This window comes from Gemmatimonadaceae bacterium, from assembly GCA_036496605.1.
GTDB lineage: Bacteria > Gemmatimonadota > Gemmatimonadetes > Gemmatimonadales > Gemmatimonadaceae > AG2.
Map to the genome: position 1 here is coordinate 61,436 of DASXKV010000044.1, position 24,090 is coordinate 85,525.

Below are 24,090 nucleotides of genomic sequence, written 5' to 3' on the forward strand. Positions count from 1 at the left end.
CCTCGGGATGACAACTACGTCATGCTCTCGCCGACAAATCGCAGCGCGCCGCGCACTGCACCGCGCACTGGGATCACTTCTTCAGTGCTCAGCTGAGCGCCTGGCACCGCCGTCTTGAGCCGATGCTCGAGACGGCGGCGCAGCGTCGACCCGCGCTGGAGCATGCCGCCGGTGAGGGCGACGGGCAGCGCCGCACGCTCATCGACGAACAGCTGACGTGCCAGAGCGCGGATGTGCAGGGCGAGCTCCTCCACGGCGAGACTCACAATCGAATTCGCGCGCAGGTCCCCCGCATCGGCGACGCTCATCACTACGGGCGCGAGAGAGGCGAGGCCCTGCGGCGTTGCGGACGCCGCCCAATTGATGAGCTCCGCCAGCTCGTTCACCTGCGCCGCGGTGAGAATGGCACCCGTGAGCGACGTCTCCGGCTCGCGGCCATCGCTCGCCGCCGCGACGACGGAGAGCGCCTTTCGGCCGATCCACGCGCCACTCCCTTCATCTCCGAACACCGGACCCCAGCCGCCGCAGCGAGCGGTCGCGCCGGTCGGGCTGCGGCCAAACGCGATCGACCCCGTCCCGCTGATCAGCAGCACGCCAGGTCCATCGCCAAATGCGTCGTCGAGCGCAACGCTGAAGTCCGAGTGAATGACAATTTCGTCCGCCAGCTCGCGGCTCACGAGCGCTTGCCATAGCTCCTGCCGCTCGGCGTCGCGTCCGACCCCGGCGACACCCACACAGAGTACGCGCGGCATGACGTGCGTCATCTCGCACGAGGCGAGCGCGTCTCGCACAACGTCGGCGATGACCGCCGCGGACTCGTCCACCCGGCCCGGCCTAACGGCACTCGCTGGACCGACGACGTCGGCGATCTTGCCGCCATGCTCGTCGGCGACCATCGCGCGTGTCTTGGAGCCGCCGCCATCGATGCCAATGACGACGAGCGTCACGATGCCTGCCCCCGCATCGGAGTCGAGCGCACGTCGGACGCGGCGGCCGGCGCGGCGCCGGCGTGTGTGAATGAAGAAAGCATGCCAACCACGATGGTGATCATCGTTCCAATGAGAACATACCAGGGCCACGCAATGCTGCCTAACGGCTGAAGAACGCCGGCCAGGGCCGGTACCGCGGCGGCGATTTGCTTGGCGAAGACCACGAAGGCCATCGCGAGAATGCCGAGCGACATGCCGAGAATTGCATCGGACTGCCGCGCGCGACGCCACAAGATACCGAGAAAAAAGCCTCCGAGGAGACCACCGTAGGTGAACGAAGCGATCGAAAGCGCGACGACGACAACGGGAGTCTGTTGGTTCTGAGGGAAGAGCAGGGCTCCGCCGGTGAGAACCACGCCCCAGAGGAGCGCAAAGATCTTTCCGACCCGCAGCGTGCGCGGATCGTCAGCGCGGCCTCCCGTGAGCGGGAGATAGATATCGTGCGTCGCAGCGGCCGCGAGCGAATTGATCGCGCCGGAGTGTGTGCTCATCGTGGCGGCGAGAATCGCAGCGAGCACGAGTCCGAGCAGGCCGTGCGGCATGTACTGCAGAATGAACGTCGGAAATACGTCGTCGGGCTTCGCGAAGCCATGGTTGGGGCCGTACAGCGCCCACAGCCCCACGCCGATCAGGAGAAAGAGCGTGAATTGCAACGTCACGGCGACGCCACTGCCGACGATTGCCACCTGGGCATCCTTGAGCGTGCGCGCCGACAGCAGGCGCTGGACGATCAGCTGGTCGGCGCCGTGCGACGCCATCGACAGGAATGCGCCGCCGATCAATCCGGCGAATACCGTGTGCGGTCGATCGAAGCCTGTATAAAAGTCTATAAACTTCAATTTGCCCGCCGGTCCAGCCGTTGCCACGATCTGCGACCAGCCGCCATTCACGAGCTTCCCCAATAGGACGAGCGCCGCGATGCCGCCAATGATGTACACGCTCGCCTGGAGAATTTCGGTCCAGACGACGGCGCGCATCCCGCCGCGATAGGTGTAAATGATCGTCAGCGTCCCAAGGACGAGCACTGCCGTCGGCATGACCCACTGCCTTGGTACCACACCGTTGAGGATGAGCGCGATCGGAATCGCCGTCGCGAAGACGCGCACGGAGTCGGCGAGCCCACGCGTCAGCATGAACACGACCGATGTGAAGCGTCGTGTGGCGAGACCGAAGCGTTGTTCGAGGAGCGCGTAGGCCGTCACGAGCTCGCCCTGGTAGTAGCGCGGCAGCAGAACCGTCGCGACGACGATACGACCCAGGAGATACCCAACCGAGACCTGAAGGAATCCGAGATTGCCGATGTAGGCGAGCCCGGGGATACTGATGAACGTGAGCGCGCTCGTCTCACTGGCAACGACGGAAAACATGACCGCCCACCAGGGAATCGTGCGGCCGGCGACGAAGTAGTCCTTCGCGTCGCGCTGCTTCCGGCCAACCCAGATACCGAGCAGGGTCGTGCCAACGAGATAGAGCAGGATGACGACCGCGTCGAGTGCGGAGAGTCCGCGGGTCATGCGGCGGGCGTTAGGCGATGACGAGAGACGTTAGGCAATCGCCACCGCTATTCGACCACGTACGCTTCCATCGCGAAATACTCGGCCAGCCCGAGCCGGTCGAGCTCCGCCGCCGTGCCCTTGTTGCGTGCTTCGACGCGTTGCCAGAACTCACGCTCGTCGTAGCCGCCCGGGAAGGGCGCCGAGTCCTTTTGCGATTGATGCTTGAAGATCGCCTGGATCTTGAGTCGCAACTCCTCCTGGGAGAGTGGAACGAGCCAGGTTGCCGCGTCGATCGGCCACTCCTGCCAGGCGCCCCGGTATAACCAGATCTCCGGACTGCGGCCGGATGCCTGCGTCTTGATACGAGCGGAGCCCTCCTCACCGTTAGGCGACTCGGACCCGATTTCCATCAGCGCTCGGTCGATTGCCTCCTTGCACATGCGGTGCGTGCCATGCGGATCCGACAGGTCGCCGGCGACGAAGATGTGCTGTGGACGGATCTCCTCGAGCAAAGCACGAACGATGGCGACGTCCTTCGGGCCGATCGCGTCCTTGCGGACCTTGCCCGTTTGATAGAACGGCAAGTTGAGAAAGCGCGCCGCACCGCGCGGCAGGCCGACGGTCTCGATGCCGCTCACGGCTTCCGCTTCGCGAATGATGCGCTTGATGTCCTGCACCTCCGGGATGTCGACCTCCCCCGGCCGTTTGCGTTCGAGGAAGGAGTAGACCGTTTCCGCGAGGCTCTGCACCTTTGCCGGATCGATCAAATCATTGCCGGCCGTGCGCATGAGAAAATCGACGTATCGGCGCACATCGTGATCGAACACCGCGATGTTGCCGCTCGTTTGATAGGCAATCGTGATCTCGTTCTCGTTCTCGACCAGCTTGCGCAGTATGCCACCCATCGAAATGACGTCGTCGTCGGGATGCGGCGAGAAGCAGATGATCCGCTGGTGCGTCGGCAGCTTGGATTTGCCTCGGATCTTCGCGCCGAGGATGTTGAAGACTTTCCCGTTCACCTCGCCCGGCGTGCCGTACTTCGCGACGAGCGCCGACATCTTATGCTCCGCATAGTCTCGCTGCGTGAGCTTGAGGATCGCCTTGTCCGTCTGTTGCGAGAGCCACATCACGGCGCGGACCATCAGTTCTTGCGTCCACTGCACCTCGTCGATGAGCCACGGGGTCTTGATGCGCGTGAGCTCGGCGCCTGCCGCCCGATCGACGTAGAACGTCGTATCCGGATGGCGTTGCAGGAAGGTCGCGGCCACCTCGACGTCGATGTCACCCTCGACGGCGCGCCTGACGATCGTCGACTTGTGCTCGCCCGTCGCGAGGATCGCGATCTCGTGCGCATCGAGGATCGTCGCCACGCCCATCGTGATCGCCTCGCGTGGCACGAACTCCTCGCCGAAAAAGTCGGCAGCGGCGTCGCGGCGCGTGATGGCGTCGAGCGTGACGGGCCGCGTGCGACTGTCCGCACCCGAACCCGGCTCATTGAAGCCGATGTGGCCCGTCTTACCGATACCAAGAATCTGAAAATCGATTCCTCCGGCGTCGGCGATCGCATCCTCGTAGCGGCGGCAGAACTCCTCGACGCGATCGGGCGGAACGGTACCGTCCGGGATGTGAACGTTCTCGGGCCGGATGTCGATGTGCGAGAACAGATTCTCCCACATGAACCGATGGTAGGAGTGGATGCTCTCGCGCGGCATCGGGTAGTACTCGTCCAGATTGAACGTTACGACGTGCCGGAAGCTCAGCTCCTCTTCGCGATGCATGCGAATCAGCTCGCGATAGACCCCAATCGGAGTGGAACCCGTCGCGAGTCCCAGCACCGCGGTCTCGCCTGCGGCGTCCTTCTCACGCACGAGAGTGGCGATCCGATTCGCAACCAGTCGCGCAATGTGCTCGTGATCGTCGACCACGAGCGTCCGAATGCGCTCGAGGCCTGCGGGGATGTGAGGGACACGAGAAGGCCCGCGACTCGGCGAGCGATCGCGGGCCTCCCTCTCGGCGACGGCGTCCGCGCGGACGCCGGTGACCGAATCGGCCATCTTATGTTAGGCGGAGAACGAGCTGCCGCAGCCGCAACCGCCAGACGCGTTAGGATTCTTGAAGGTGAAGCCGGAGCCCATCATCGACGTGACGTAGTCGATGGTGACGCCATTCAAATACTGTGCGGAGAACGGATCGACGAAGACGCGCCATTCGCCCTGAGCGACTACCAGATCGTCCTCGGCCGCCTCGTCCTCGATCAGCAGGCCGTATTTGAAGCCACTGCAGCCACCGGGCTGAACGCTCACGCGGAGACCGCCCTTGGCCGGATCGACACCCTCTTGCTCCATGAACTTTTTCACCTCGGCTGACGCGTTCGGTGTGATGACTACCGCCAGCTCGGGTTGATTCATTGTGCTCATTCGAACCCTCCTCAACGCGGCCAAGTGTTGCAGCGCCGCAGGTTACGCGAAAGATAAAGCGTCGGTCAATCGGCCGCCACCGCTTCTTGCGCTTCACGTTGCGCAATGGCGGGCGGCGGCTGCTCCATTCGGAACGACCTCGCGATCCAGCTGAAGGCCAGTGCGGCTATGACGAGCATTATCACGCCCGGCGTGATCTCTCCAAAGATGATCTTTCCCGATCCAAACAGCGAGGAATAGACCGCGACGATCCCCGCGACCCAATTCGTCCATGCCAGCGCGCCGCCAGGGATGTGCTCGCGGCCAAAGCCGAGTCGCGCAGAGACATGTGCCCAACCCGGACCACCGGGACGGACGCGCTTGTAGAAAGAGTCTAGCACTGCATCTGACTCAGGCTGGGTGAGGTATGTCACGGTGAGCCAGATGATGGTGCTGAGCGCGACGGTAACGAGCATCACGACCGCATCGGCGTTCGAATCGCCCGGCGCGAAGCGCGGCGCGATGGTCTTCAGCGCAATCACCGAGATCACGAACGACGCGACCATGGCACTGATCTCCGACCACGCATTGATGCGCCACCAGTACCAGCGGAGAATGAGCACCAGCCCCGTGCCGGCTCCGAGCGCCAGCAGGAATTTCCACGCGCCTTCGACGGACGAGAGTTGCCAGGTGACAATCGTCGAGGCCAGGAACAGAAAGATTGTCGCCCAGCGCGACACCGAGACGTAGTGCTTTTCGGTGGCCTCCTTGTTCATGAAACGGCGATAGACGTCGTTCACGAGGTACGACGCGCCCCAGTTCAACTGAGTTGCGACGGTCGACATGTAGGCCGCGGCGAAACCGGCCATCATGAAGCCGCGCCAGGGCGTCGGCAGCAGATCGACGAAGGCCTGGACGTAGGCGGCCTCGTGATCGTGGGTCGGTCCGATGCCCGCCGGATACAGTATGATCGTCGCGAGGCCGGTAATGATCCACGGCCACGGGCGCAGCGCATAGTGCGCCACCTGGAACGAGAGCGTCGCGAGGACGCCGTCCCTCTCAGTGCGTGCCGAGAAGATTCGCTGCGCGACATAGCCCCCGCCGCCCGGCTCCGCACCCGGGTACCAGGCCGCCCACCATTGCACGCCAAGGAACACCGCAAGAGAGAGAATCGGCATCCAGGCGTACGCCATGAGGCCACTGGGTCCCCAGGACACGGGCAACACGGATAACGCTGCTTTCTCGCTTCCGAAGTGAGCGGCCACTCCAGCCTTCAACGCAGCCATTCCGCCGACTGCCTTCACCGCGAAGATCGCGAGCACGATCACCGCGGTCATCTTAATTACGAACTGCACGAGATCGGTCCAGAGGACCGCCCACATTCCGGCTGCGACCGAGTACGCAACCGTGATGACGAAGCAAATGCCAACTGCGATCACCTGTCCGGAAATCGTCACGCCACCGAGCTGCACGTCGCGCAGCCCGAGCGAGATCGTGAGGATCTTGATCATCGCGCGCGTCACCCAGCCGAGGATGATCAGGTTGATCGGTATTGCGAGATAGAGCGAGCGGAAGACTCGTAAGGCAGCCGCGGGCTTGCCCCCGTACCGGATCTCCGCGAACTCGACGTCCGTCATGACGTTCGCACGACGCCAGAGACGGGCGAAGAAGAACACGGTCAGCATCCCGCTCATCAGCAGATTCCACCACAACCAGTTTCCCGCAACGCCGTGTGAGGACACGAGTCCCGTGACAACCAGGGGCGTGTCGGCGGCGAAGGTCGTGGCGACCATCGACGCGCCGGCGAGCCACCAGGGCACTTGGCGGCCCGAGATGAAGTACTCACTCAGACTCTCGCCACCGCGTCGCGTGAACGCGAAGCCGATACCCGCCGAGAGAAGGAAGTAACTGGCGACGATTGCCCAATCGATCGCTGTCAGATTCATGGGTGGGAGCTCTGCGCGGAAATGGGTAAGCGAGCCATCGTCGACATCACGGCGTCCGCGAGCGCGACACGAACGCGACCGATCTTGGTGTTCGCGCGCGTCGGGTTCACGCGGTTGCTGAGGAGAATGACGAACACATCGCGCGCCGGGTCAATCCAGATCGACGTGCCGGTGAATCCGGTATGACCGAAGGCACGCTCCGACATGAGGTGACCGGCAGAATTGCGTCCGTCGGGCTTCTGCCAGCCCAGCGCGCGGTCCTGCACCTGACGCGTCGTGAACAGCGCGATCGTCTCCGGTTTAATGATGCGTACGCCGTCGAGGGTTCCGTTATTCAGATACATCCGCGCGAACCGCGCAAGGTCGTATCCGGAGCTGAAAATGCCCGCGTGCGCGGATACGCCGCCCAGGTAGTACGCGCGCTCATCATGCACGACACCCCAGACCTTGCCGCCGCGGATGGGATCGATCTCCGTCGGTGCGATGCGTGGCTTGAGGGCGGCAGGCGGGCGATACATCGTCTCGTTCATCCCGAGCGGGTGGAACACGTGGTTGAGCACATACTGATCGAGCGACTCGCCGGAGAGACGCTCGACGAGCCGGCCGAGCATATAAGCTCCGATATCGCTGTAGATCATACGTACGCCCGGGAGCGTGTCGAGCGGCGTCGCGAACATCAGCTTCGCTAGGCTATCCGGATCGTGCGTCTGTCGATCGTACGGTTCGAAGGCGGGGAGCCCCGACGTATGCGTGATGAGATGTCGGATCGTAACGAGCTCCTTGTGCGGACCACGCCACTCGGGGATGTAGCGCTGGAGCGGCGCGTCGAGGTCGACCTTTCCCTGCTCGTGCAGCTGCATCATCGCCGTGGTCATGCCGACGACCTTGGTGAGCGATGCGAGATCCCAGAGCGAGTGCTCGTCGGGTACTGCGCTCGGACCCCAATCGAGGTGACCGACACTGTCTTCGGCGAGGATACCGGCGTGCGTCCCAACGATGGCGTACGCGCCCGGAAAGGCACTGTCGTTGTGCGCTCGTGTCAGAATGGCGCTCAATGAATCGCGCAACGCAACGCGTTCGGGTGCCGAGGTCGAAGGTAGAGACTGCGATCTCGCGATCGGTCCGGGTGCACCGGCGCAGGCGACGCCGCCGAGGAGAAACAGGACGGCTGCGCGATGGCGGTGAGGGGCAGAGCGCACGGTGACGAGTATGCTCATCGGCTCAACGGTTCAAGGCGGGGAGTCGACGCGTGCGATAAAGCGGCTCGGTCGTGGTATGACGCATTATAGACATCCTCGACGTGAGAAGGTACGCATAGCCGGTTGGCGAGCAGAGGCCAGTACGCATTAGGTTGTCCGCCGTGAGTCGTGCATCCCTCTTGCACGCTCGGCCGGTCCACAACACGCGGGCGAGTTGGCGACTCGCCTAATGGGAGGATATACCGATGAGGAGAATTTGTGCCGCGATTGGCGTAGCCGTCGCAGTGATGATGACCGGCGCGTGTGGTCCGCGACAGGCGTCCGTGCGCACCGCTCCGGCGGTCGAAGCGACGCTTCACTTCACGAATAACTTCCCGCAGCCGGTGAACGTGTACATCCTCCAGAATGGAGCGGAGACCCTCGTCAGGCAGGTCGGAGCGAACACCACGGAGAATCTTCCCGTTCGCGGCATTCCACTGGGGACGCAGGTGCAGCTTCGCGCGGTAACGGTCGATGGCCGAAGCCAGATCGACTCGCAAAATCCGCTGACGGTCGCATCGACATTCACCTGGAAAGTGCCCTGAGCGCGGAGCGCGCCGCGACTTCAGCGGCGGTTGCTACAACTCCGTGCATGGGATACCTTTACGAGCCGAAGCGAGGACCGACTCTCCCTTCGGCTCGCTCGCTTTGTGATGGCCGGGTGTTCCGCCCTTTGCGTCGAGCCTCTTTCCGGCGGCGGTTCAATCGCGACGCTGTTCGCGGTGTCGCCTGCTGGCCCGCTCGCTATCCTCCGTGACGGAACCGAATGAGAATTCTGCCGGACTGGTTGAAAAACGGGTACCTGCGTGTCATCGATCCGGTCGCGAACTGGCTGGTCCGCCGTCGAGTTCATCCAAATACTATCACAGCTATCGGCACCGCCTGTTCGATTACGGGCGGCGTCATCTATGGGACGGGGCACATCTCTGTCGGTGGGTTCTTTCTTGGCCTCACCGCCCTTTTTGACGTCCTCGACGGCACGGTTGCTCGCCGTTCCAAACAAAGCTCCACCTTCGGCGCATTTCTCGACTCCACACTCGATCGGCTTGCCGACGGAGCCGTTCTCGGCGGGCTCGCTGTTTTTTATGCACTGAGTCCGGCGCACCGCAGTGTGCCGATGGTTGTCGTGTGTCTCGCTGGTATTATCGGTTCGTTCCTTACCTCGTACACGCGGGCACGCGCCGAGGCACTCGGCTTGGACGCGAAGGTAGGAATGCTGCAACGGCCTGAACGTGTCGTGCTCTTGTCGGTGCCGCAGGCATTCTTCGGTCTCGCGCTGCATGGCTGGGTGCTCGCGCTCATCATCATCTTTCTCACCGTGACGGCATGGATCACCGTGGTCCAGCGCGTCGCCTTCGTCTACAACCAAACCGCGCCGCATCTCGAGGCGGATACGCTACGATTCTCCGACGGCGAAAAGCCGCGTTGGCTGCGGCGTCGGCGGAGTGTGTCGCGCTCTCTACTGAAAGGAGATTGAGTACGTGCAGGCTTCGTCCAAAGGCCCGAAGAGCGCCGCATCCGGCGCTCGCTCTTCCATTCGTCCAGCGACCGGGAAGCTCGGCATCCTAACGCCGGGACTCGGCGCCGTGGCCACGACATTCATGGCCGGCGTCGAGAGTATTCGTCGCGGGCTGTCCAAGCCGATTGGATCGCTGACCCAGATGGCGACGATTCGCCTGGGTAAGCGAACCGAGAAGCGCGCACCGCTGATCAAGGAGTTCGTTCCGCTGGCGGAGCTGGACGATCTCGTTTTCGGCGCCTGGGATCCGATCGCCGACGACGCGCTGACAGCAGCATGCAAAGCGGGCGTTCTCGAGCAGCGCGATATCGAGCCGCTCGCGGATTTTCTGCGCGAGATCAAGCCGATGCCGGCGGTGTTCGACAATCGTTATGTCACTCGCATTCACGGCGAGAACGTGAAGCACGGCAAAACGAAGCGAGATCTCGCCGAGCAGCTTCGGCAGGACATTCGCGACTTCAAAACAAAGAATCGCCTCGACCGCGTGGTTGCGGTATGGTGCGCGTCTACGGAGACATACATCAAGTCGGGCCCGCAGCACGCGACGATCGAGCAGTTCGAGAAAGCGATGGAGAGCAACGACGACCTGATCGCGCCGTCGATGCTCTACGCGTGGGCGTGCATCATGGAGGGCGTGCCATACTGCAATGGAGCGCCGAATCTCGCCGTCGACACTCCGGCGCTGATGCAGCTCGCGATAGATCGTGGTGTCCCGATTTCAGGAAAGGATTTCAAGACGGGTCAGACGTGGATGAAGACCGTCATCGCGCCGGGTCTCAAGGCGCGCATGCTCGGACTCGCCGGATGGTACTCGACGAACATCCTCGGCAATCGGGATGGCGAGGTGCTGGACGACCCAGCGTCGTTCAAGACGAAAGAAGAGTCCAAGTTGAGCGTGCTGCACACGGTTCTGCAGCCGGAGATTTACCCCGATCTCTACAAGGATTTCTCCCACGTCGTGCGCATCAATTACTACCCGCCGCGCGGAGACAACAAGGAAGGCTGGGATAACATCGACATCTTCGGGTGGATGGGCTACCCGATGCAGATCAAGGTGAACTTCCTGTGCCGCGATTCGATTCTGGCGGCTCCCATCGTGCTCGATCTGGCGCTGTTCTCGGATTTCGCCCAACGCGCCGGGCTGAAGGGGATTCAGGAATGGTTAAGCTTCTATTACAAAAGCCCGATGGCCGCTCCCGCTCTCAAGCCAGAACACGATCTTTTCATCCAGCAGACGAAGCTCAAGAACACTCTGCGGCACCTCATGGGTGAGGAACAGATCACGCATCTGGGACTGGAGTACTACCAGTCGTAGACAGGGAGGAATCGCCATGGGCACGACTCGGCGGAGCTGGGTACGCGCGACTGCGATGACCGCTGTGGTCCTCGCGGCGTGCGTCGTCGCGAGCAGCTGCGATCGATCGGAAGCGAAGCAGCGTGAGCTGTACTATTTCACGAAGGACTACTCGTTCACGATCACGCCTTCCGAGGTGCAGCCGCACGCGCGCGACGACATCGTCTACAAGTTCTTCATTCGCGATCGCGACACGCGCGAGCCAATCCAGAATGGCGAAGGGCAGATCTACGCCAACAATCGGGATGGAGCGCGCACGTGGGACGGCTTCACCTACGGCCCCGAGGTCGGCACGTACTACGGGAAGCTCAACTACGTAGAGTCCGGTCTATGGGCCGTTGGTTTTCGCTTCCGTCGCGACTCGCTGCACCCGCTCGAGAAGCAAGAGTGGATGCAGGAGGTGCTCAACGAGAGACCAGACTCGGTGTCGAAGTGAGTCGGCTCGCGAGCCTAACGACAATCTGATGCGGCACTTCTATCGCAGCCATCGACCGCCGGCGGAGGTGCTGGGCGCCGCCGATGCCTTCTTTCCCGGCCTCGGTCTCGCGCAAACGGCCACCGCGCCTCGCGCGCGGACTTTTTCCGGCGCGCTCGGCGTGGCGCGGCTAACGGTGCGCGCCGAGGGCGGGCACTACACCTTCGTCGAGGTCGAGACCGACCAGATGGGGGAGAGCCGCATGGATCGCAACGTGAAGAAATTCTTCGTGTCCCTGCATCGCGCCGAGGATCCGAGCCACACGTTGGAAGCGTCGTACTGATGGCGACTCGCGTCCCGGCGGGCGGCAAGCGAGCGGCACGAGATGGCAAGCGGCACGAGACAACGTATCCAGCCGGCCTCACGCGCGAGCAGGTGCTCGAGCTGTACTACTGGATGCGTCTCACGCGCACGCTCGAGGAACGGCTCGTCGCGCTGTACCGGCAGACGAAGGTCGTGGGCGGCCTGTTTCGCTCGTTGGGCCAGGAGGCCGACGCGGTCGGGAGCGCATTCGCGCTGCGTCCGGAGGACGTGCTCTCGCCGTTGATTCGCAATCTCGGCTCGATGCTCGTCAAGGGCGCCACGCCAGTGGAGATCCTGCGACAATACATGGCGAAGGGTGACTCGCCGACGCGTGGGCGTGAGCTGAACATTCATTTCGGCGATACGGCGCGCGGTTATATCGGTCAGATCTCACCACTCGGTGACATGGTGCCGGTGATGGCCGGCGTAACGCTGAGCTTCAAGATGCGCGGCGAGAAGCGCGTTGGCCTCGTGTATGTGGGAGACGGCGCGACATCGACCGGTGCGTTTCACGAGGGGATCAACTTTGCCGCGGTGCAGCGCTGCCCGCTCGTGATCGTCGTCGAGAACAACGGCTATGCCTATTCGACGCCGACACGCAAGCAGACCCTCGCGAAACAGTTCGTCGACAAAGCGATCGGCTATGGCATTCCCGGCGAGCAGGCAGACGGCAACGACGTGATCGCCGCGTACGAAGTTACTAAACGCGCGGTTGACCGGGCTCGCGCCGGCGAAGGGGTGTCGCTCGTCGAGTTGATGACGTATCGTCGAAAGGGGCACGCCGAGCACGACAATCAGTCCTACGTGCCGGCAGGCGAAATCGACCGCTGGGCCAAGCAGAATGATCCGGTCGATCGTTATGTTGCCCGGCTGCGCGGCGAATTCGCTTTCTCCGACGCAGAGATTAGTGACGTGGACGAGCGAGTCCGCCGCGAGATCGATGACGCGACCGACGTCGCGGAGCATTCGGCAGCACCCGAGCCGCTGGACGCACTCGTCGGCATCTATGCGTCGCCGCCGGCTGAGCAACCGCTCTGGTTCCGGCGCGGGAAGCGGACAACCGTGGACTCGAGCGAGCGAGCGGAAGGCTGGGGTACCTTTCCGGCGTCGAATGGCGCTGCTTCCGAAGGCCGCGCCGCGCGCGAGAACGATTGATGACGGAAATCACCTACCTGGAAGCGATTCGTGAGGCGCTCTTCGAGGAGATGGAGCGCGACGACGACGTGTTCTGCCTCGGCGAAGACATCGCGGCGTACGGCGGCGCGTTCAAAGTTACTGAAGGGCTATCGCAGCGGTTCGGTGAACAACGCGTGATCGACACGCCGATCTCGGAGGTCGGCATCGTTGGCGCGGCGGCGGGCGCGGCGCATATGGGCATGCGCCCGGTGGTGGAGATGCAGTTCATCGACTTCATCGCGAACGCATACGACATGCTCACGAACTACGTCGCCACGGCGCGCTATCGAGCGAACCTGCCTTGTCCAATGGTTGTTCGCGGTCCGAGTGGCGGGTACGTGCGTGGGGGACCGTTTCATTCACAGAATCCCGAAGCGGGATTCATCCACACGCCTGGACTGAAGGTCGTCTATCCGTCGACGGCGGAGGACGCAAAGGGACTCCTCAAGTCGGCGATTCGCGACGAGGACTGCGTGCTGTTCTTCGAGCACAAGTATTTGTATCGCCGGATCAAAGGCACGATGCCGACGGGTGATCACACCGTCCCGATTGGGAAGGCGCGTCTCGCACGTGAAGGTCGCGATCTGTCGATCATCACGTATGCGGCGATGGTGTGGAAGGCGCTCGAGGCAGCCGATCAGCTGGAGAAGGAGGACGGCCTTTCGGTGGATGTCGTCGATCTTCGCACACTGAGTCCGCTGGACGACGAGGCGATCGAGGCGACGACCAGGAAGACGAACCGTGTCCTCGTCGTACACGAGGATACTCGGACCGGCGGCATCGCGGGCGAGATCGTCGCTCGCATCAACGAGAGCTGCTTCGCGTGGCTCGATGCGCCGGTGCTGCGCGTGACGGCCCATGACGTGCCTCTGCCATACGCGCCCCAGCTCGAGGACTTCGTTCTGCCGCAGACGAGCGATATCGTGACCGCGGCCCGCGCGCTCGCGGCGTACTAAAGTGTCCGAGCAGGAGACACAGCCGAGGCCGTGGGCTTATGTTGGTGTGGGATGTTTGACGGCCGGGGTTGGTTTGTTTGGCGGCGGCATGATCGCGGTACTGGTAGCGAAAATTGTCGGTGCTATTCGCGGGTGTGCGCCGGCTCCGGAGACAGGCGCGCCGTGCGGCTGGTCGACGTACTGGACGTGGGGAGCGTGGGCAGGGCTGCTATTGTTTCCGACAGTCGTTTTATGGCGGATGCGACGCGCGGAGAAGCGGCATTCGACGTCCAGCAACACTGAAACGGGGTGACAAGCGGTGGCTCGCGTAGATGTGGTGATGCCCCAGATGGGGGAATCGATCGCGGAGGGAACGCTCTCGCGCTGGCTGAAGAAGGTCGGCGACGAGATCAAGCGCGACGAACCGATCTTCGAGATCTCGACGGACAAGGTAGACGCGGAGATTCCGTCGCCGTCGAATGGTGTGCTCGCCGAGATTCTCGTCACGGAAGGGCAGACGGTGCCGGTGCAGACGGTGGTTGCGCGGCTCGAGACGGAGAAGGGGGCGGCGATCGGTGGCTCCGGTGGTGCGGCGCCCGCGACGAGCGTCGTCGGGCCGAAGGGGACCCCGGCCGGAGCCCCGGCGATGGCTGCGGGTGGAGGCGGCTCGGCGCCGCGTGCGGCAGCGGGGGGCCCCCCCGCTTCGCAACATAAGGCCGCTACGTCAGCACCCTCGCATCCTTCTCCCGCGCCCCGAACCGCTCCACCGCAGCCTAACGGCGGTAATTCTCTCGAGGAGCGCCTGCGCACCAAGTCCTCTCCGCTCGTACGAAAAATCGCTGCGGAACACGGTATCGAGTTGAGCGCCATGCAGGGCTCTGGCGTCGCGGGGCGTGTCACGAAGCGCGACATCCTCGAGTTCCTCGAATCCGGTGCCGCGGCCCCAGCGGCTGCCACGCGCCCCTCCGTGTACGCTCCGGCTGGCGTCGAACAACTCGGACCGCTGCCGGAGGCCTGGCCGGGCGACGTCGTCGAGTCGATGACACAGATCCGTCGCCTAACGAGTGACCACATGGTCGCGGCTCGTCGTACCGCCGCGCATGTCACTTCGTTCTTCGAGATCGATCTCACGCGAATCGCGCGACTGCGCGCGAAAGCACGTGCCGACTTCGAGGCGAAGACCGGCCAGAAGCTCACGTTCCTTCCGTTCATCATCAAGGTCGTCGTCGACGGATTGAAGCAGCATCCCGTACTCAACGCGGCCGTCGCAGGCACGAGCATCATCTACCGCAAGCAGTACAACATTGGAATTGCGGTCGCGCTCGATTGGGGCCTGATTGTACCCGTGATCAAGCGTGCTGAAGATCTGTCCATCACCGGACTCACTCGTCAGCTCAACGATCTCGCACAGCGAGCTCGCACGAAGCGCCTGCAGCCACAGGAAGTGCAGGGTGCGACCTTCTCCATCACGAACCCCGGTGTCTTCGGCTCGTTGATGGGCACACCGATCATTCCGCTCAACACGTCGGCGATCCTTGGTCTTGGCGCCATCGAGAAGCGGCCCAAGGTCCTCGCCGGCGCCGACGGCGAGGATACGATCGCGATTCGCACCTGCGCCTACTTCTCCCTGTCCTTCGACCATCGCATCGTAGACGGCGCCGACGCCGACAAATTCCTCGCGTTCCTCAAGCAGGGTCTCGAGAACTTCCCAGAAGCCGGAGTGGTCTGATCGACGATGGCCAGAGCGCTCAGTGTCCAACGCACGCTCGTGACGCCCGGAGATCGCGAGCGATTCTTCGAGCGGATGAAGCGGAAACACCAGCACTACACCCGTTCGAAGTGTCACTTCTGGGTCTTCGAAGAAGCGAGCCTGCCCGGCGCATTCCTCGAGTTCGTCGAAGCGCCTGACGAGGACACGCTGGCGCGAGCGCACGCGGCCGCGCCCGATCCGGCGCTCGATCCGGCTCGCATTTACCGCGAAGTGGAGCTGTCCTGACATGCCGACACGAACGATAGCCGCCGAAGGCCGGACCTGGCGCGTCATCCCATCGGGCCGCGTGACGCAATACGATCGCGATGAGTTTGCGCTCCTGTTCATCTCCAGCGACGGCCCGAATCGCACCGTGCGCGTGACACGGTACTCGCCGCAGGGTTCGCGGTCGCGCGAACAGTCGCTGGCCGAGTTGACTGACACCGACCTGCAACGATTGCTGTCGCAGTCTCAGCCCAGCGAGACGTCGCCCGAGGCGGACTACGCGCGTTGATCGATGACTGATACCGATTCGCCATTTGTCGATCTGCACACGCACTCGACGGCGTCGGACGGCGCGCGAGCCCCGCGCGACGTGGTGCGTGCCGCGCGCGCGCTGGAACTCGCCGCACTGGCGCTGACCGATCACGACACGGTCGACGGACTTGCCGAAGCGACGGATGAAGGCCGCCTCCAGGGAGTCCGGATCGTTCCAGGTATCGAGTTGAGTGCCGTCGAGGACGACAGCGAGACCCACATCCTCGGGTTGCATCTTCAGGAGGTGGGTCGGCTCGAGACGCAGCTCCGTGGTCTGCGAACGATGCGCCTAACGCGAGCCGAGCGTATCGTCTGCCGGCTGAACGAGCTCGGCGTGCGCGTCACGCTCGAGGATGTCCTGTCGCAGTCGGGTGGGGGGGCCGTCGGGCGGCCGCACATTGCCCGCGCGCTGGTCAACGATGGGTGGGCAACCGACCTGCGCGACGCCTTCGATCGCTATCTCGGCAACGGGCGGGCGGCGTTCGTCCCGAAAGACCGGTTATCGATCGGCGACGCGATTGCAATGATTCACGAGGCCGGAGGTCTCGCCGTTCTCGCGCACCCGGCCCAATTCGGTACGCGCAAACGAATCGAAGCCTTGGTTGCGCTGGGGCTGGATGGTGTGGAGGTGCGTCATCCGAGTCACAATGCCGAAGACGTTGCGCGGCTTTCGGCGCTCGTCGAGCATTTCCGGCTCGTCGCGAGCGGCGGGTCGGATTGGCATGGCGTGACCGAAGGCGGCCGCACGTTAGGTATGATGCGCGTGCCGTTCGCCTGGCTCGAGCGGCAGGATCAGGTCATTGCCGCTCGCCGTTCGCATCGTGGCGGCGATCACGAAGCGTACGTAGCCTAACGACTGCCGGCGGAGCTGGGGCATCGCTCACGGGGGAGACTGAGGTGGAGCTTCGCGGTCGAGTCGCGCTGGTGACGGGAGCCGGCAGGCGTGTCGGCCGGGCGCTCGCGGTCGGACTCGGCGGCCAGGGCATGACCGTCGCCGCGCATTATCACGCGAGCGATGCCGGCGCACGGGAGACTGCCGAGCTCATTCGCCAGGCTGGTGGGGCAGCGTGGCTCGTCTCCGCTGACCTAACGAGTGGCGATGCGCCCGCAGAGCTCGTTCGCCGGGTGACCACCGAGCTCGGTGGCCTGGATGTGCTCATCAACTCATCGGCCGTCATGGAGCGTACGCCGCTCGGCGAGGTTACGGCGGCTCGATGGGACGCAATGATGGCGCTGAATCTGCGCGCGCCATTTCTCCTCGCGCAGGCTGCGGCGCCTCATCTTGCGAAATCGCACGGCGCCATCGTCAACATCGCCGATCTCGCCGCGTTCGAGACCTGGCCGGCGTACATTCCGCACGGCATCTCGAAGTCGGGGATCGTCTACATGACGCGTGCGCTCGCGCGCACGCTCGCGCCTAACGTCCGTGTCAACGGCGTTGCGCCCGGTGCGGTGTTGCTTCCGGACGGATGGACGGAGGACGACGCGGCGAAGCTCCGCGAATCGACACCCCTCGCGCGGCTCGGATCGCCGGATGATGTCGTCTCGGCCGTCTTGTATTTGCTCGGCGCCGACTATGTCACGGGTGAGACATTGATCGTCGACGGTGGTCGCCATGTCCGAAAGTGATCGTCCGCTCCGCTTTGGGACGATCGTCGTCGTCGGCGGCGGGTGCTACGGCAGTTACTACGTGCGACAGCTACGTCGCGCCGCCTCGGCCGGCGCGGTGACGTGGACACGCGTGCTGGTCGTCGATCAGAATCGCGATTGCGCACTCGTTGCCGATGGGAACGCGCGCGTCGGTGAGCTCTCTTCGGATCGCGTCGACGTCGTCGTCGACGATTGGCGCGCGTTCTTCAAGGGATACCTCGACGATGCCGCGGCGCATCCCGACACGACGCCCGATGACGCGATCGTTCCATCGCCACTGATGCCGCATCTGATGTTCGAGTGGATTCTGGGTCGAGCCCGCGAGCGTTGGCCCGGACGCGACGTCGTCACAGCGCCGCTCGAGAGCGCGCCCGACGTCCCCTGGCAACGCGCGACGCCGGCGGGTCCTCATTACGTGAGCTTCGCCGAGTGGATCTGTCCGATCAATTGCATCGAGCCGGCAACGTGTCCTCACACGCGAGCGGCGCGGACGTGGAGTCTGCCTGTCGCGGCGCGCGCGTATGTCGGTGGCGAGCAGGGTCGAGGTCGTGCGCTTGCCGGACCCGTGATATTCCATTGTACGCACCGCGCGTATGGCGTCGGGATGTTCGACACGCGTGAGGTGCTCGCGGGCGACAATTTTGTACGGTCGCTCGCGGAAAAGAATGCAGCGGAGGTTCTCGTCGGCACGATGTCGCATTGCCACGGCGCGTTCGAGCGCCTCGTCATCGGGCCACCGACAGGATCGGAGGCGGGGCCGGATCGCGCGTCGCGGTTTCGCGAGCACGCTGCCTAGGTGAGATTACGGGCCATGGGAAAAAGCTTTACATACGACGTCGTGATCATCGGTGCGGGACCCGCGGGCATGTGTGCCGCGCTTTACGCGGGTCGCTCGATGCTGAGTGCGGTCGTGCTCGAGCGAGGATTCCCTGGGGGAGAGCTTCTCAACACAGAGCTCGTCGAGGATTATCCGGGATTCGAGCGTGTTCTCGGTCACGAGCTGGCGGAGAAGTTTCACACGCACGCCGCGAAGTTCGGCGCCGAGTTCAAGAATGGCATTCACGTCACATCGGTGCGGAAGGGCGAGGACGGGCTGTTCGATTCGGAAACGAGCGACGGAGATGTTTATCGCTCGCCCGCAGTCATCGTGACTGCAGGTGGAACTCCCGTAAAGCTCGGAATTCCGGGGGAGCTCGAGTACGCGGGGAAGGGCGTGTCGTACTGTGCAATCTGTGACGGCGCATTCTTCAAGAAGCAGACGATCGCCGTGATTGGTGGCGGCGATGCGGCGACCGAGGAGGCGGATTTCCTCACGAGATATGCGGACAAGGTGTATTTGATTCATCGTCGCGATACGCTGCGCTCTTCGAAGATTCTGCAACAGCGCCTGTTCGAGAACCCGAAGATCGAAGTCATCTGGAACACGGTGGTGGATCGCATCGAGGGAGACGATCAGGGGCTCGTGCGCATGCTCAGGTTGCGGAACCTGAACACCTATGAGGAGCGAGATCTCGCGTCGACCGGCGTCTTCATCTTCGTCGGATTCCGTCCGAACACCGGAATCATCGCCGATCACGTTCGACACGACGCGATGGGATACCTGCTCACCGACGTCAACATGGAGACCTCGATCCCTGGTCTCTTCGCCGCAGGCGATCTGCGATCTCAACTCACGCGCCAGGTAACGACCGCCGTCGGCGATGCGACGACCGCCGCGATTGCGGTTGAGAAATATCTCAAGGGACGAAGCAACGGCGGACCCGAGATCACCGGGACCGGAGGCTACTCGGCGTGAAGATCGATTGGCGTACGGTCGGCGCATTTCAGGAGAACAGCTATCTCGTCGTCGATCCGGCGACGCAACGCGCCGTCCTGGTGGATCCCGGTGCCGAGGGCGAGCAGCTCGTCCATATGGTGCGCGCCTCCGAAGGCATCCTGGATGCCATCTGGTTAACGCATGCTCACATCGACCACATTGGCGCAATCGCGGCGGTGAAGCGTGTGTGGGATGTTCCGATCTACATGCATCCGGCGGACAAGCCACTGTATGATCGCGCCGCCATGCAGGCGGCGGCCTACGGCCTGCCATTCGAGCAACCACCGGATCCGGATCATGAGCTGGCGGAGGGCGATGTTCTCAGTGTCGGGGCACTGCAGTTCGATGTGTTTCATGTGCCCGGTCACGCTCCGGGACATGTCGCATTCATTTGCGGAGGTCACATGCTCGGCGGAGATCTGCTCTTCGCCGGGTCGATCGGCCGAACCGACTTGCCGCTTGCCGATCCGGACCGAATGGTCGAATCGCTCGAGCGGGTCGCGACGCTGCCTGACGAGACAGTGGTCTATCCCGGTCATGGACCAACAACGTCGATCGGCCGCGAGCGAGCGACGAATCCGTTCCTCACCGGTGTCGTCAGGGTCGTTAGGCGATGACCGGTCGCGGCGTACCCATCACCGAGGCGGTGCTGCTCGCCTTCTGGATCGGCGCCGCGCTGCTCTTCGCGCTTGTCGTCGCACCAGCGGCGTTCGCGGTGTTGCCGACGCGCACGCTCGCCGGTGCCCTCGTCGGTCGTGTTCTCCCCGCGATCTTCTATGGCGGCGTCGTCATTGGCTCCGTGGTCGTCATTCTCGATGTCATCGGCCGCAGTGGGTCGTGGGGACGCACTGCGGCGGCCGCCGTTTCAGCCTTGGCGTGCGCGGTCGCACAGTTGATTGTGGGTACGCGCATCGAGCGCCTCCGCTCCGCGATCGGCGGACCGTTGGATGCGCTTGCGATGGATGACCCCCGTCGTATTGCGTTCGGTAAGCTGCATGCGATCAGCGTCGGCTGGCTTGGAATCGCTCTGCTCGCTGCCGTCGTCGCGCTCGCGCTCGCCGTTCGCGCGCTCCCAGCCAGGGAATGAGTATTTGTTCAATTCATGACGCCCAACATGACGTTCTTTGTCGTCGAACCAACCATTCCATGACCGTAAAGACTCGCACCGAAAAGGACCCCCTCGGCCCACTCGAGGTTCCAGCCGACGCACTCTACGGCGTGCAGACCCTCCGCGCCGTTCAGAATTTTCCGATCAGCGGACTGCGACCGCTTCCTCCGTTTGTGATTGCGCAGGTATGGATCAAGAAGGCCGCCGCGTTGACGCACAAGGAAACGGGCCGCCTCGAAGCGCGACTGGCCGATGCGATCGTCAGCGCCGCTGATGAAGTGCTGGCCGGCCAGCACATGGATCAATTCGTCGTCGATCCCTATCAGGCGGGCGCGGGCACATCGCACAACATGAACGTGAACGAGGTGCTCGCCAATCGAGCAAATGAGCTGCTCGGCGGCAAGCGCGGCGAGTATAAGCCCGTGCACCCTAACGATCACGTGAACATGGCGCAAAGCACGAACGACACCATTCCGACGAACATTCGTCTGGCGTGTCTGTCGCAGCTCGACCCGCTGCTCGCGGCTTTCGAGGCGCTGCGCAATACGCTCGCGGCCAAAGGACGCGAGTTCGATGACATCGTGAAGGCGGGACGTACGCACCTGCAGGATGCGATGCCAATCCGGCTTGGCCAGGAGTTCACCGCCTACGCGGGCTCGATTGAGCGCGGCATCCGACGCGTGAAGGAAGCGGCGGACTATCTCCGAGATCTCGGGATTGGCGGGAGCGCGGTGGGCACGGGCGTAACGGTCGAGCCGCAATATCCGGAGCTGATGGTCAAGAACCTGAAACGCATAACGGGGCTCGACCTTCGCGTTGGACGTGATCGTGTGCAGCTCATGCAGAGCATGGGTGATGTCGCGGCGTTCAGCTCGGCGTTGAAAGTATTGGCTGTCGATCTCAGCAAGATCGCGAGCGATCTCCGGCTCATGGCGATGGGTCCGCGGACCGGCATCGATGAGATCAAACTCCCCGCCGTTCAGCCGGGATCGTCGATCATGCCGGGGAAAGTGAACCCGTCGATTCCGGAGATGGTAAATCAGGTGTGCTTTCAGGTGTTCGGGCTCGACACGACGGTGACGGTCGCTGCGGAACACGGGCAGCTGGAGCTCAACGTGATGATGCCTGTCATTGCGTTCAACGTGTTGTTGGCGATGCGGATTCTCACCGAGGCCGTCAAGGTGCTCGACGAGCGCTGCGTGAAAGGCATCGAGGCGAATCGCGAAATGTGCGCATACTGGGTTGAGCGGTCCGCTGCGCTCGCGACCGCGCTCGCGCCGCAGATCGGCTATGCCATGGCAGCGGAATTGAGCAAGAAATCGGTGAAGGAGAACATTCTCATTCGCGACCTCGTCAAGCGTGAACATGTGCTTCCGGACGATCAGATTGACGAAGTGCTCGACCTCCGCAAAATGACGGAAATCGGTGTTCCCGGCGGAGCGCACGGTGCCGTCGCGGCGGGATGACTGTCGGCGAGCCGAGCGACTCCAAGTGAACTGCTTGGCCTCGAGCCCAAGCGAGAAGCTGAGCTTGTCGCCCTTGTGAGTTTCTGACGCGGGCCATAAAGTCCAACTGTGCGCATTACTACCCTGGCCGAGTACGGCGTGATCTGCGCGCTGCATCTCGCGAGACGGGTCGCGGAAGGGCCGATCACCGGCCGCGAGATCGCTGCGCGCGAACGGCTGCCTGTCGACTACGTCGAGCAGATTCTGTTACGTCTGCGCCGCGCCGAAATCGTGCGCAGCACGCGAGGTGCGCGGGGCGGTTACGCGCTGGCGCATGATGCGGAAAAGATCTCGATCCGCGCCGTGATCGCGGCGTCCGAAACGACGACCTTCGATCTGCATTGTGTCTCGCATCCCGTTGAAGAGGAGCGGTGCTCGGCGTCCCATGCATGCAGCATTCGTCCCGTGTGGCAGTTGCTGCAGCAGAAGATCGACGACGTGCTGGAAGGCATTCGCCTCTCGGATCTCCTGCACGAGGAAAGTCAGGTGCGTGTACTCGTTGGATTGCCGGAGCGAGCCCTCTCGGACGCACCGGAACTTCCTCGGGGCCGTCACGCATTGCCCGTGCTTGGCGGCTAAGCTGCCACGCCTCACATAAAGCTTCTCGCGATGACGTTGTTCGGGCGGTGGCGCAGTGAGCGGGAGTTCGAGCGCAAAGCCGAGCGGTTTGTGGAGCGCGTGCTTGCGGAGCCGGCTGACGAGGACGTGCGCTGGCTCGCGCAGTCGGCGACACACGGTGACACCGACCACGCGCGCTGGGAGCTTCGATACGCACGTCGCGCGCTGGGCCTCCTCACCGCCGAACGCGACGCCCTCGACGACAGAACGGGATCCCTTGTTGCTCGCGCGCTCGCGGCAGCGACAGTGCGCGATCCCCAGGTTGCCGCCGAGATGCAGGAAATTGCGGAGCGCCAGTTCAACGCGCGCCTGAGCGCGTATCGCGATGCACTCGCGACACGAACCAGCGCGGCGACGACAGCGCGGCTTGGACAAACACTTTTCGCCTTCGCGGGCGGCTCGTTTCGTCAGGTCGACGAACCCATCTTGCGCGGCGGCGACTTGCTCGGTCGCTACCTCAGTGAAGCGAACGCCAGTCTTCGCGACATATTCGGCAAGGCGTCGCTCCCGGAGGACGTGCCGCCGTCGGCGCTGGTCGGGAAGCAGGGTACGTGAACGCAGAAGGCGCGATCGTCGAGCGACCGCGCCGCCATGCTGACAGTGCCGAAGGGGGGACTCGAACCCCCACGGGCATACGCCCACTGCGCCCTGAACGCAGCGCGTCTACCAATTCCACCACTTCGGCGAAGTCTCGAAGACTACATCGCTTGCGTGGCTCGGTCAACGCGACGCGTGTTGCTCGTGATTCGCACGTCGTCTAATTTGCGGCGACTGTTAGCCGCCTAAGCACTCGCCACCTCGAATGGCCAAGGACTCGGAGCGCCCGACCGACAAGATCTCGATCGCGCGCAATAAGCGCGCGCGATTCGATTATGAGATCCTGGACAGCTGGGAGGCAGGAATCGTCCTGACGGGGACCGAGGTCAAGTCGCTGCGCGATGGCAAGGCGAATATCGGCGACGCATATGGCGTCGTGCGCGACGGTGAGATTTTCCTCATCAACATGCACATCGCGCCCTACGAACGCGGCGGCTACGCCAACCACGAAGCGGAGCGCACACGGAAGCTGTTGCTCCATCGCAAGGAAATCCGTCGTCTCATTGGCGCGGTGGAGCGTGAGGGTCTGACGCTCATTCCGCTCGAGCTGTACTTCCGCAAGGGAGTCGCGAAGGTGAATCTGGCGTTGGGGAAGGGAAAGAAGCTGCACGACAAGCGCGAGACCACGCGTCGCCGTGACGCGGAGCGCGAAATGGCGCGGGCCATGCGATCTCGTTGAGGC

26 protein-coding genes and 1 tRNA gene are annotated in these 24,090 nt (G+C 63.4%); 20 read left to right on the forward strand and 7 right to left on the reverse strand.

Going from position 1 to position 24,090, the window contains the following annotated elements:
• Positions 1–14 precede the first annotated feature (14 nt).
• The 6 genes from VGH98_17350 to VGH98_17375 all read right to left on the reverse strand — a co-directional run bounded on the left by VGH98_17350 (position 15) and on the right by VGH98_17375 (position 8,044).
• Positions 15–947 carry a BadF/BadG/BcrA/BcrD ATPase family protein gene (locus tag VGH98_17350; protein ID HEY2377743.1) on the reverse strand — a complete coding sequence of 311 codons (933 nt, stop codon included), beginning with the start codon at positions 945–947 and terminating at the stop codon, positions 15–17.
• Complete coding sequence (locus VGH98_17355; GenBank protein HEY2377744.1) at positions 944–2,503, reverse strand: sodium:solute symporter; 1,560 nt, start codon at positions 2,501–2,503, stop codon at positions 944–946. Before VGH98_17355 ends, VGH98_17350 begins: the two co-directional genes overlap by 4 nt.
• Before the next feature lie 47 nt (positions 2,504–2,550).
• Entirely contained in the window at positions 2,551–4,539 is a 1,989-nt protein-coding gene (gene nagB / locus VGH98_17360; GenBank protein ID HEY2377745.1) for a glucosamine-6-phosphate deaminase, read from the reverse strand.
• Positions 4,540–4,545: 6 nt separating this feature from the next.
• Entirely contained in the window at positions 4,546–4,902 is a 357-nt protein-coding gene (locus VGH98_17365; GenBank protein HEY2377746.1) for an iron-sulfur cluster assembly accessory protein, read from the reverse strand.
• 65 nt (positions 4,903–4,967) lie between these two features.
• Positions 4,968–6,827 carry a sodium:solute symporter family protein gene (locus tag VGH98_17370; GenBank protein HEY2377747.1) on the reverse strand — a complete coding sequence of 620 codons (1,860 nt, stop codon included), beginning with the start codon at positions 6,825–6,827 and terminating at the stop codon, positions 4,968–4,970.
• The gene (locus tag VGH98_17375) at positions 6,824–8,044 is read right to left on the reverse strand and encodes a serine hydrolase domain-containing protein (protein ID HEY2377748.1); all 1,221 of its coding nucleotides are present in this window, start codon (positions 8,042–8,044) and stop codon (positions 6,824–6,826) included. The genes VGH98_17370 and VGH98_17375 overlap by 4 nt, the downstream gene beginning before the upstream one ends.
• Positions 8,045–8,271: 227 nt before the next feature.
• Between VGH98_17375 and VGH98_17380 the strand changes: the two genes are divergently transcribed.
• The 19 genes from VGH98_17380 (at position 8,272) to VGH98_17470 (ending at position 23,366) form a co-directional block, all read left to right on the forward strand.
• Positions 8,272–8,610: a hypothetical protein gene (locus tag VGH98_17380; GenBank protein ID HEY2377749.1), complete on the forward strand. Its 339-nt coding sequence runs from the start codon at positions 8,272–8,274 to the stop codon at positions 8,608–8,610.
• Between the two features lie 221 nt (positions 8,611–8,831).
• On the forward strand, positions 8,832–9,542 hold the full coding sequence (locus VGH98_17385) for a CDP-alcohol phosphatidyltransferase family protein (protein ID HEY2377750.1): 711 nt from the start codon (positions 8,832–8,834) through the stop codon (positions 9,540–9,542).
• 4 nt (positions 9,543–9,546) lie between these two features.
• The gene (locus VGH98_17390; protein ID HEY2377751.1) at positions 9,547–10,899 is read left to right on the forward strand and encodes an inositol-3-phosphate synthase; all 1,353 of its coding nucleotides are present in this window, start codon (positions 9,547–9,549) and stop codon (positions 10,897–10,899) included.
• A 16-nt stretch (positions 10,900–10,915) separates the two neighbouring features.
• Entirely contained in the window at positions 10,916–11,374 is a 459-nt protein-coding gene (locus VGH98_17395; GenBank protein ID HEY2377752.1) for a hypothetical protein, read from the forward strand.
• 28 nt (positions 11,375–11,402) lie between these two features.
• A complete protein-coding gene (locus VGH98_17400; GenBank protein HEY2377753.1) occupies positions 11,403–11,696 on the forward strand; it encodes a hypothetical protein in 294 nt (97 codons plus the stop codon).
• Positions 11,696–12,871: a thiamine pyrophosphate-dependent dehydrogenase E1 component subunit alpha gene (locus tag VGH98_17405; GenBank protein ID HEY2377754.1), complete on the forward strand. Its 1,176-nt coding sequence runs from the start codon at positions 11,696–11,698 to the stop codon at positions 12,869–12,871. Before VGH98_17400 ends, VGH98_17405 begins: the two co-directional genes overlap by 1 nt.
• Positions 12,871–13,848 carry an alpha-ketoacid dehydrogenase subunit beta gene (locus VGH98_17410; GenBank protein HEY2377755.1) on the forward strand — a complete coding sequence of 326 codons (978 nt, stop codon included), beginning with the start codon at positions 12,871–12,873 and terminating at the stop codon, positions 13,846–13,848. Before VGH98_17405 ends, VGH98_17410 begins: the two co-directional genes overlap by 1 nt.
• 298 nt (positions 13,849–14,146) lie before the next feature.
• The gene (locus VGH98_17415) at positions 14,147–15,556 is read left to right on the forward strand and encodes a dihydrolipoamide acetyltransferase family protein (GenBank protein ID HEY2377756.1); all 1,410 of its coding nucleotides are present in this window, start codon (positions 14,147–14,149) and stop codon (positions 15,554–15,556) included.
• Positions 15,557–15,562: 6 nt separating this feature from the next.
• On the forward strand, positions 15,563–15,823 hold the full coding sequence (locus VGH98_17420) for a hypothetical protein (protein HEY2377757.1): 261 nt from the start codon (positions 15,563–15,565) through the stop codon (positions 15,821–15,823).
• A gap of 1 nt (position 15,824) precedes the next feature.
• Positions 15,825–16,091 carry a hypothetical protein gene (locus tag VGH98_17425; GenBank protein ID HEY2377758.1) on the forward strand — a complete coding sequence of 89 codons (267 nt, stop codon included), beginning with the start codon at positions 15,825–15,827 and terminating at the stop codon, positions 16,089–16,091.
• A 3-nt stretch (positions 16,092–16,094) separates the two neighbouring features.
• Positions 16,095–16,967: a PHP domain-containing protein gene (locus tag VGH98_17430; protein ID HEY2377759.1), complete on the forward strand. Its 873-nt coding sequence runs from the start codon at positions 16,095–16,097 to the stop codon at positions 16,965–16,967.
• A 44-nt stretch (positions 16,968–17,011) separates the two neighbouring features.
• Positions 17,012–17,743 (forward strand): SDR family oxidoreductase, encoded by a 732-nt coding sequence (locus VGH98_17435; GenBank protein ID HEY2377760.1) that lies wholly within the window; start codon positions 17,012–17,014, stop codon positions 17,741–17,743.
• On the forward strand, positions 17,730–18,560 hold the full coding sequence (locus VGH98_17440; GenBank protein HEY2377761.1) for a hypothetical protein: 831 nt from the start codon (positions 17,730–17,732) through the stop codon (positions 18,558–18,560). The genes VGH98_17435 and VGH98_17440 overlap by 14 nt, the downstream gene beginning before the upstream one ends.
• A 15-nt stretch (positions 18,561–18,575) precedes the next feature.
• On the forward strand, positions 18,576–19,559 hold the full coding sequence (gene trxB / locus VGH98_17445; protein HEY2377762.1) for a thioredoxin-disulfide reductase: 984 nt from the start codon (positions 18,576–18,578) through the stop codon (positions 19,557–19,559).
• Positions 19,556–20,197 (forward strand): MBL fold metallo-hydrolase, encoded by a 642-nt coding sequence (locus VGH98_17450; GenBank protein ID HEY2377763.1) that lies wholly within the window; start codon positions 19,556–19,558, stop codon positions 20,195–20,197. Before trxB ends, VGH98_17450 begins: the two co-directional genes overlap by 4 nt.
• Positions 20,194–20,667, forward strand: coding sequence for a DUF4149 domain-containing protein (locus VGH98_17455; protein HEY2377764.1), 474 nt, complete (start codon positions 20,194–20,196; stop codon positions 20,665–20,667). Before VGH98_17450 ends, VGH98_17455 begins: the two co-directional genes overlap by 4 nt.
• A 59-nt stretch (positions 20,668–20,726) precedes the next feature.
• Positions 20,727–22,154: an aspartate ammonia-lyase gene (locus tag VGH98_17460; GenBank protein HEY2377765.1), complete on the forward strand. Its 1,428-nt coding sequence runs from the start codon at positions 20,727–20,729 to the stop codon at positions 22,152–22,154.
• Positions 22,155–22,262: 108 nt separating this feature from the next.
• Positions 22,263–22,772, forward strand: a complete 510-nt coding sequence (locus tag VGH98_17465; GenBank protein ID HEY2377766.1) for an Rrf2 family transcriptional regulator — start codon at positions 22,263–22,265, stop codon at positions 22,770–22,772.
• Positions 22,773–22,802: 30 nt separating this feature from the next.
• Positions 22,803–23,366: a hypothetical protein gene (locus VGH98_17470; GenBank protein HEY2377767.1), complete on the forward strand. Its 564-nt coding sequence runs from the start codon at positions 22,803–22,805 to the stop codon at positions 23,364–23,366.
• Between the two features lie 46 nt (positions 23,367–23,412).
• On the opposite strand, the gene VGH98_17475 is transcribed toward VGH98_17470, so the two are convergent.
• Positions 23,413–23,496, reverse strand: a tRNA-Leu gene (locus VGH98_17475).
• A 117-nt stretch (positions 23,497–23,613) separates the two neighbouring features.
• On the opposite strand from VGH98_17475, the gene smpB reads away from it, so the two are divergent.
• Positions 23,614–24,087, forward strand: a complete 474-nt coding sequence (gene smpB, locus VGH98_17480) for an SsrA-binding protein SmpB (protein ID HEY2377768.1) — start codon at positions 23,614–23,616, stop codon at positions 24,085–24,087.
• Positions 24,088–24,090 lie beyond the last annotated feature (3 nt).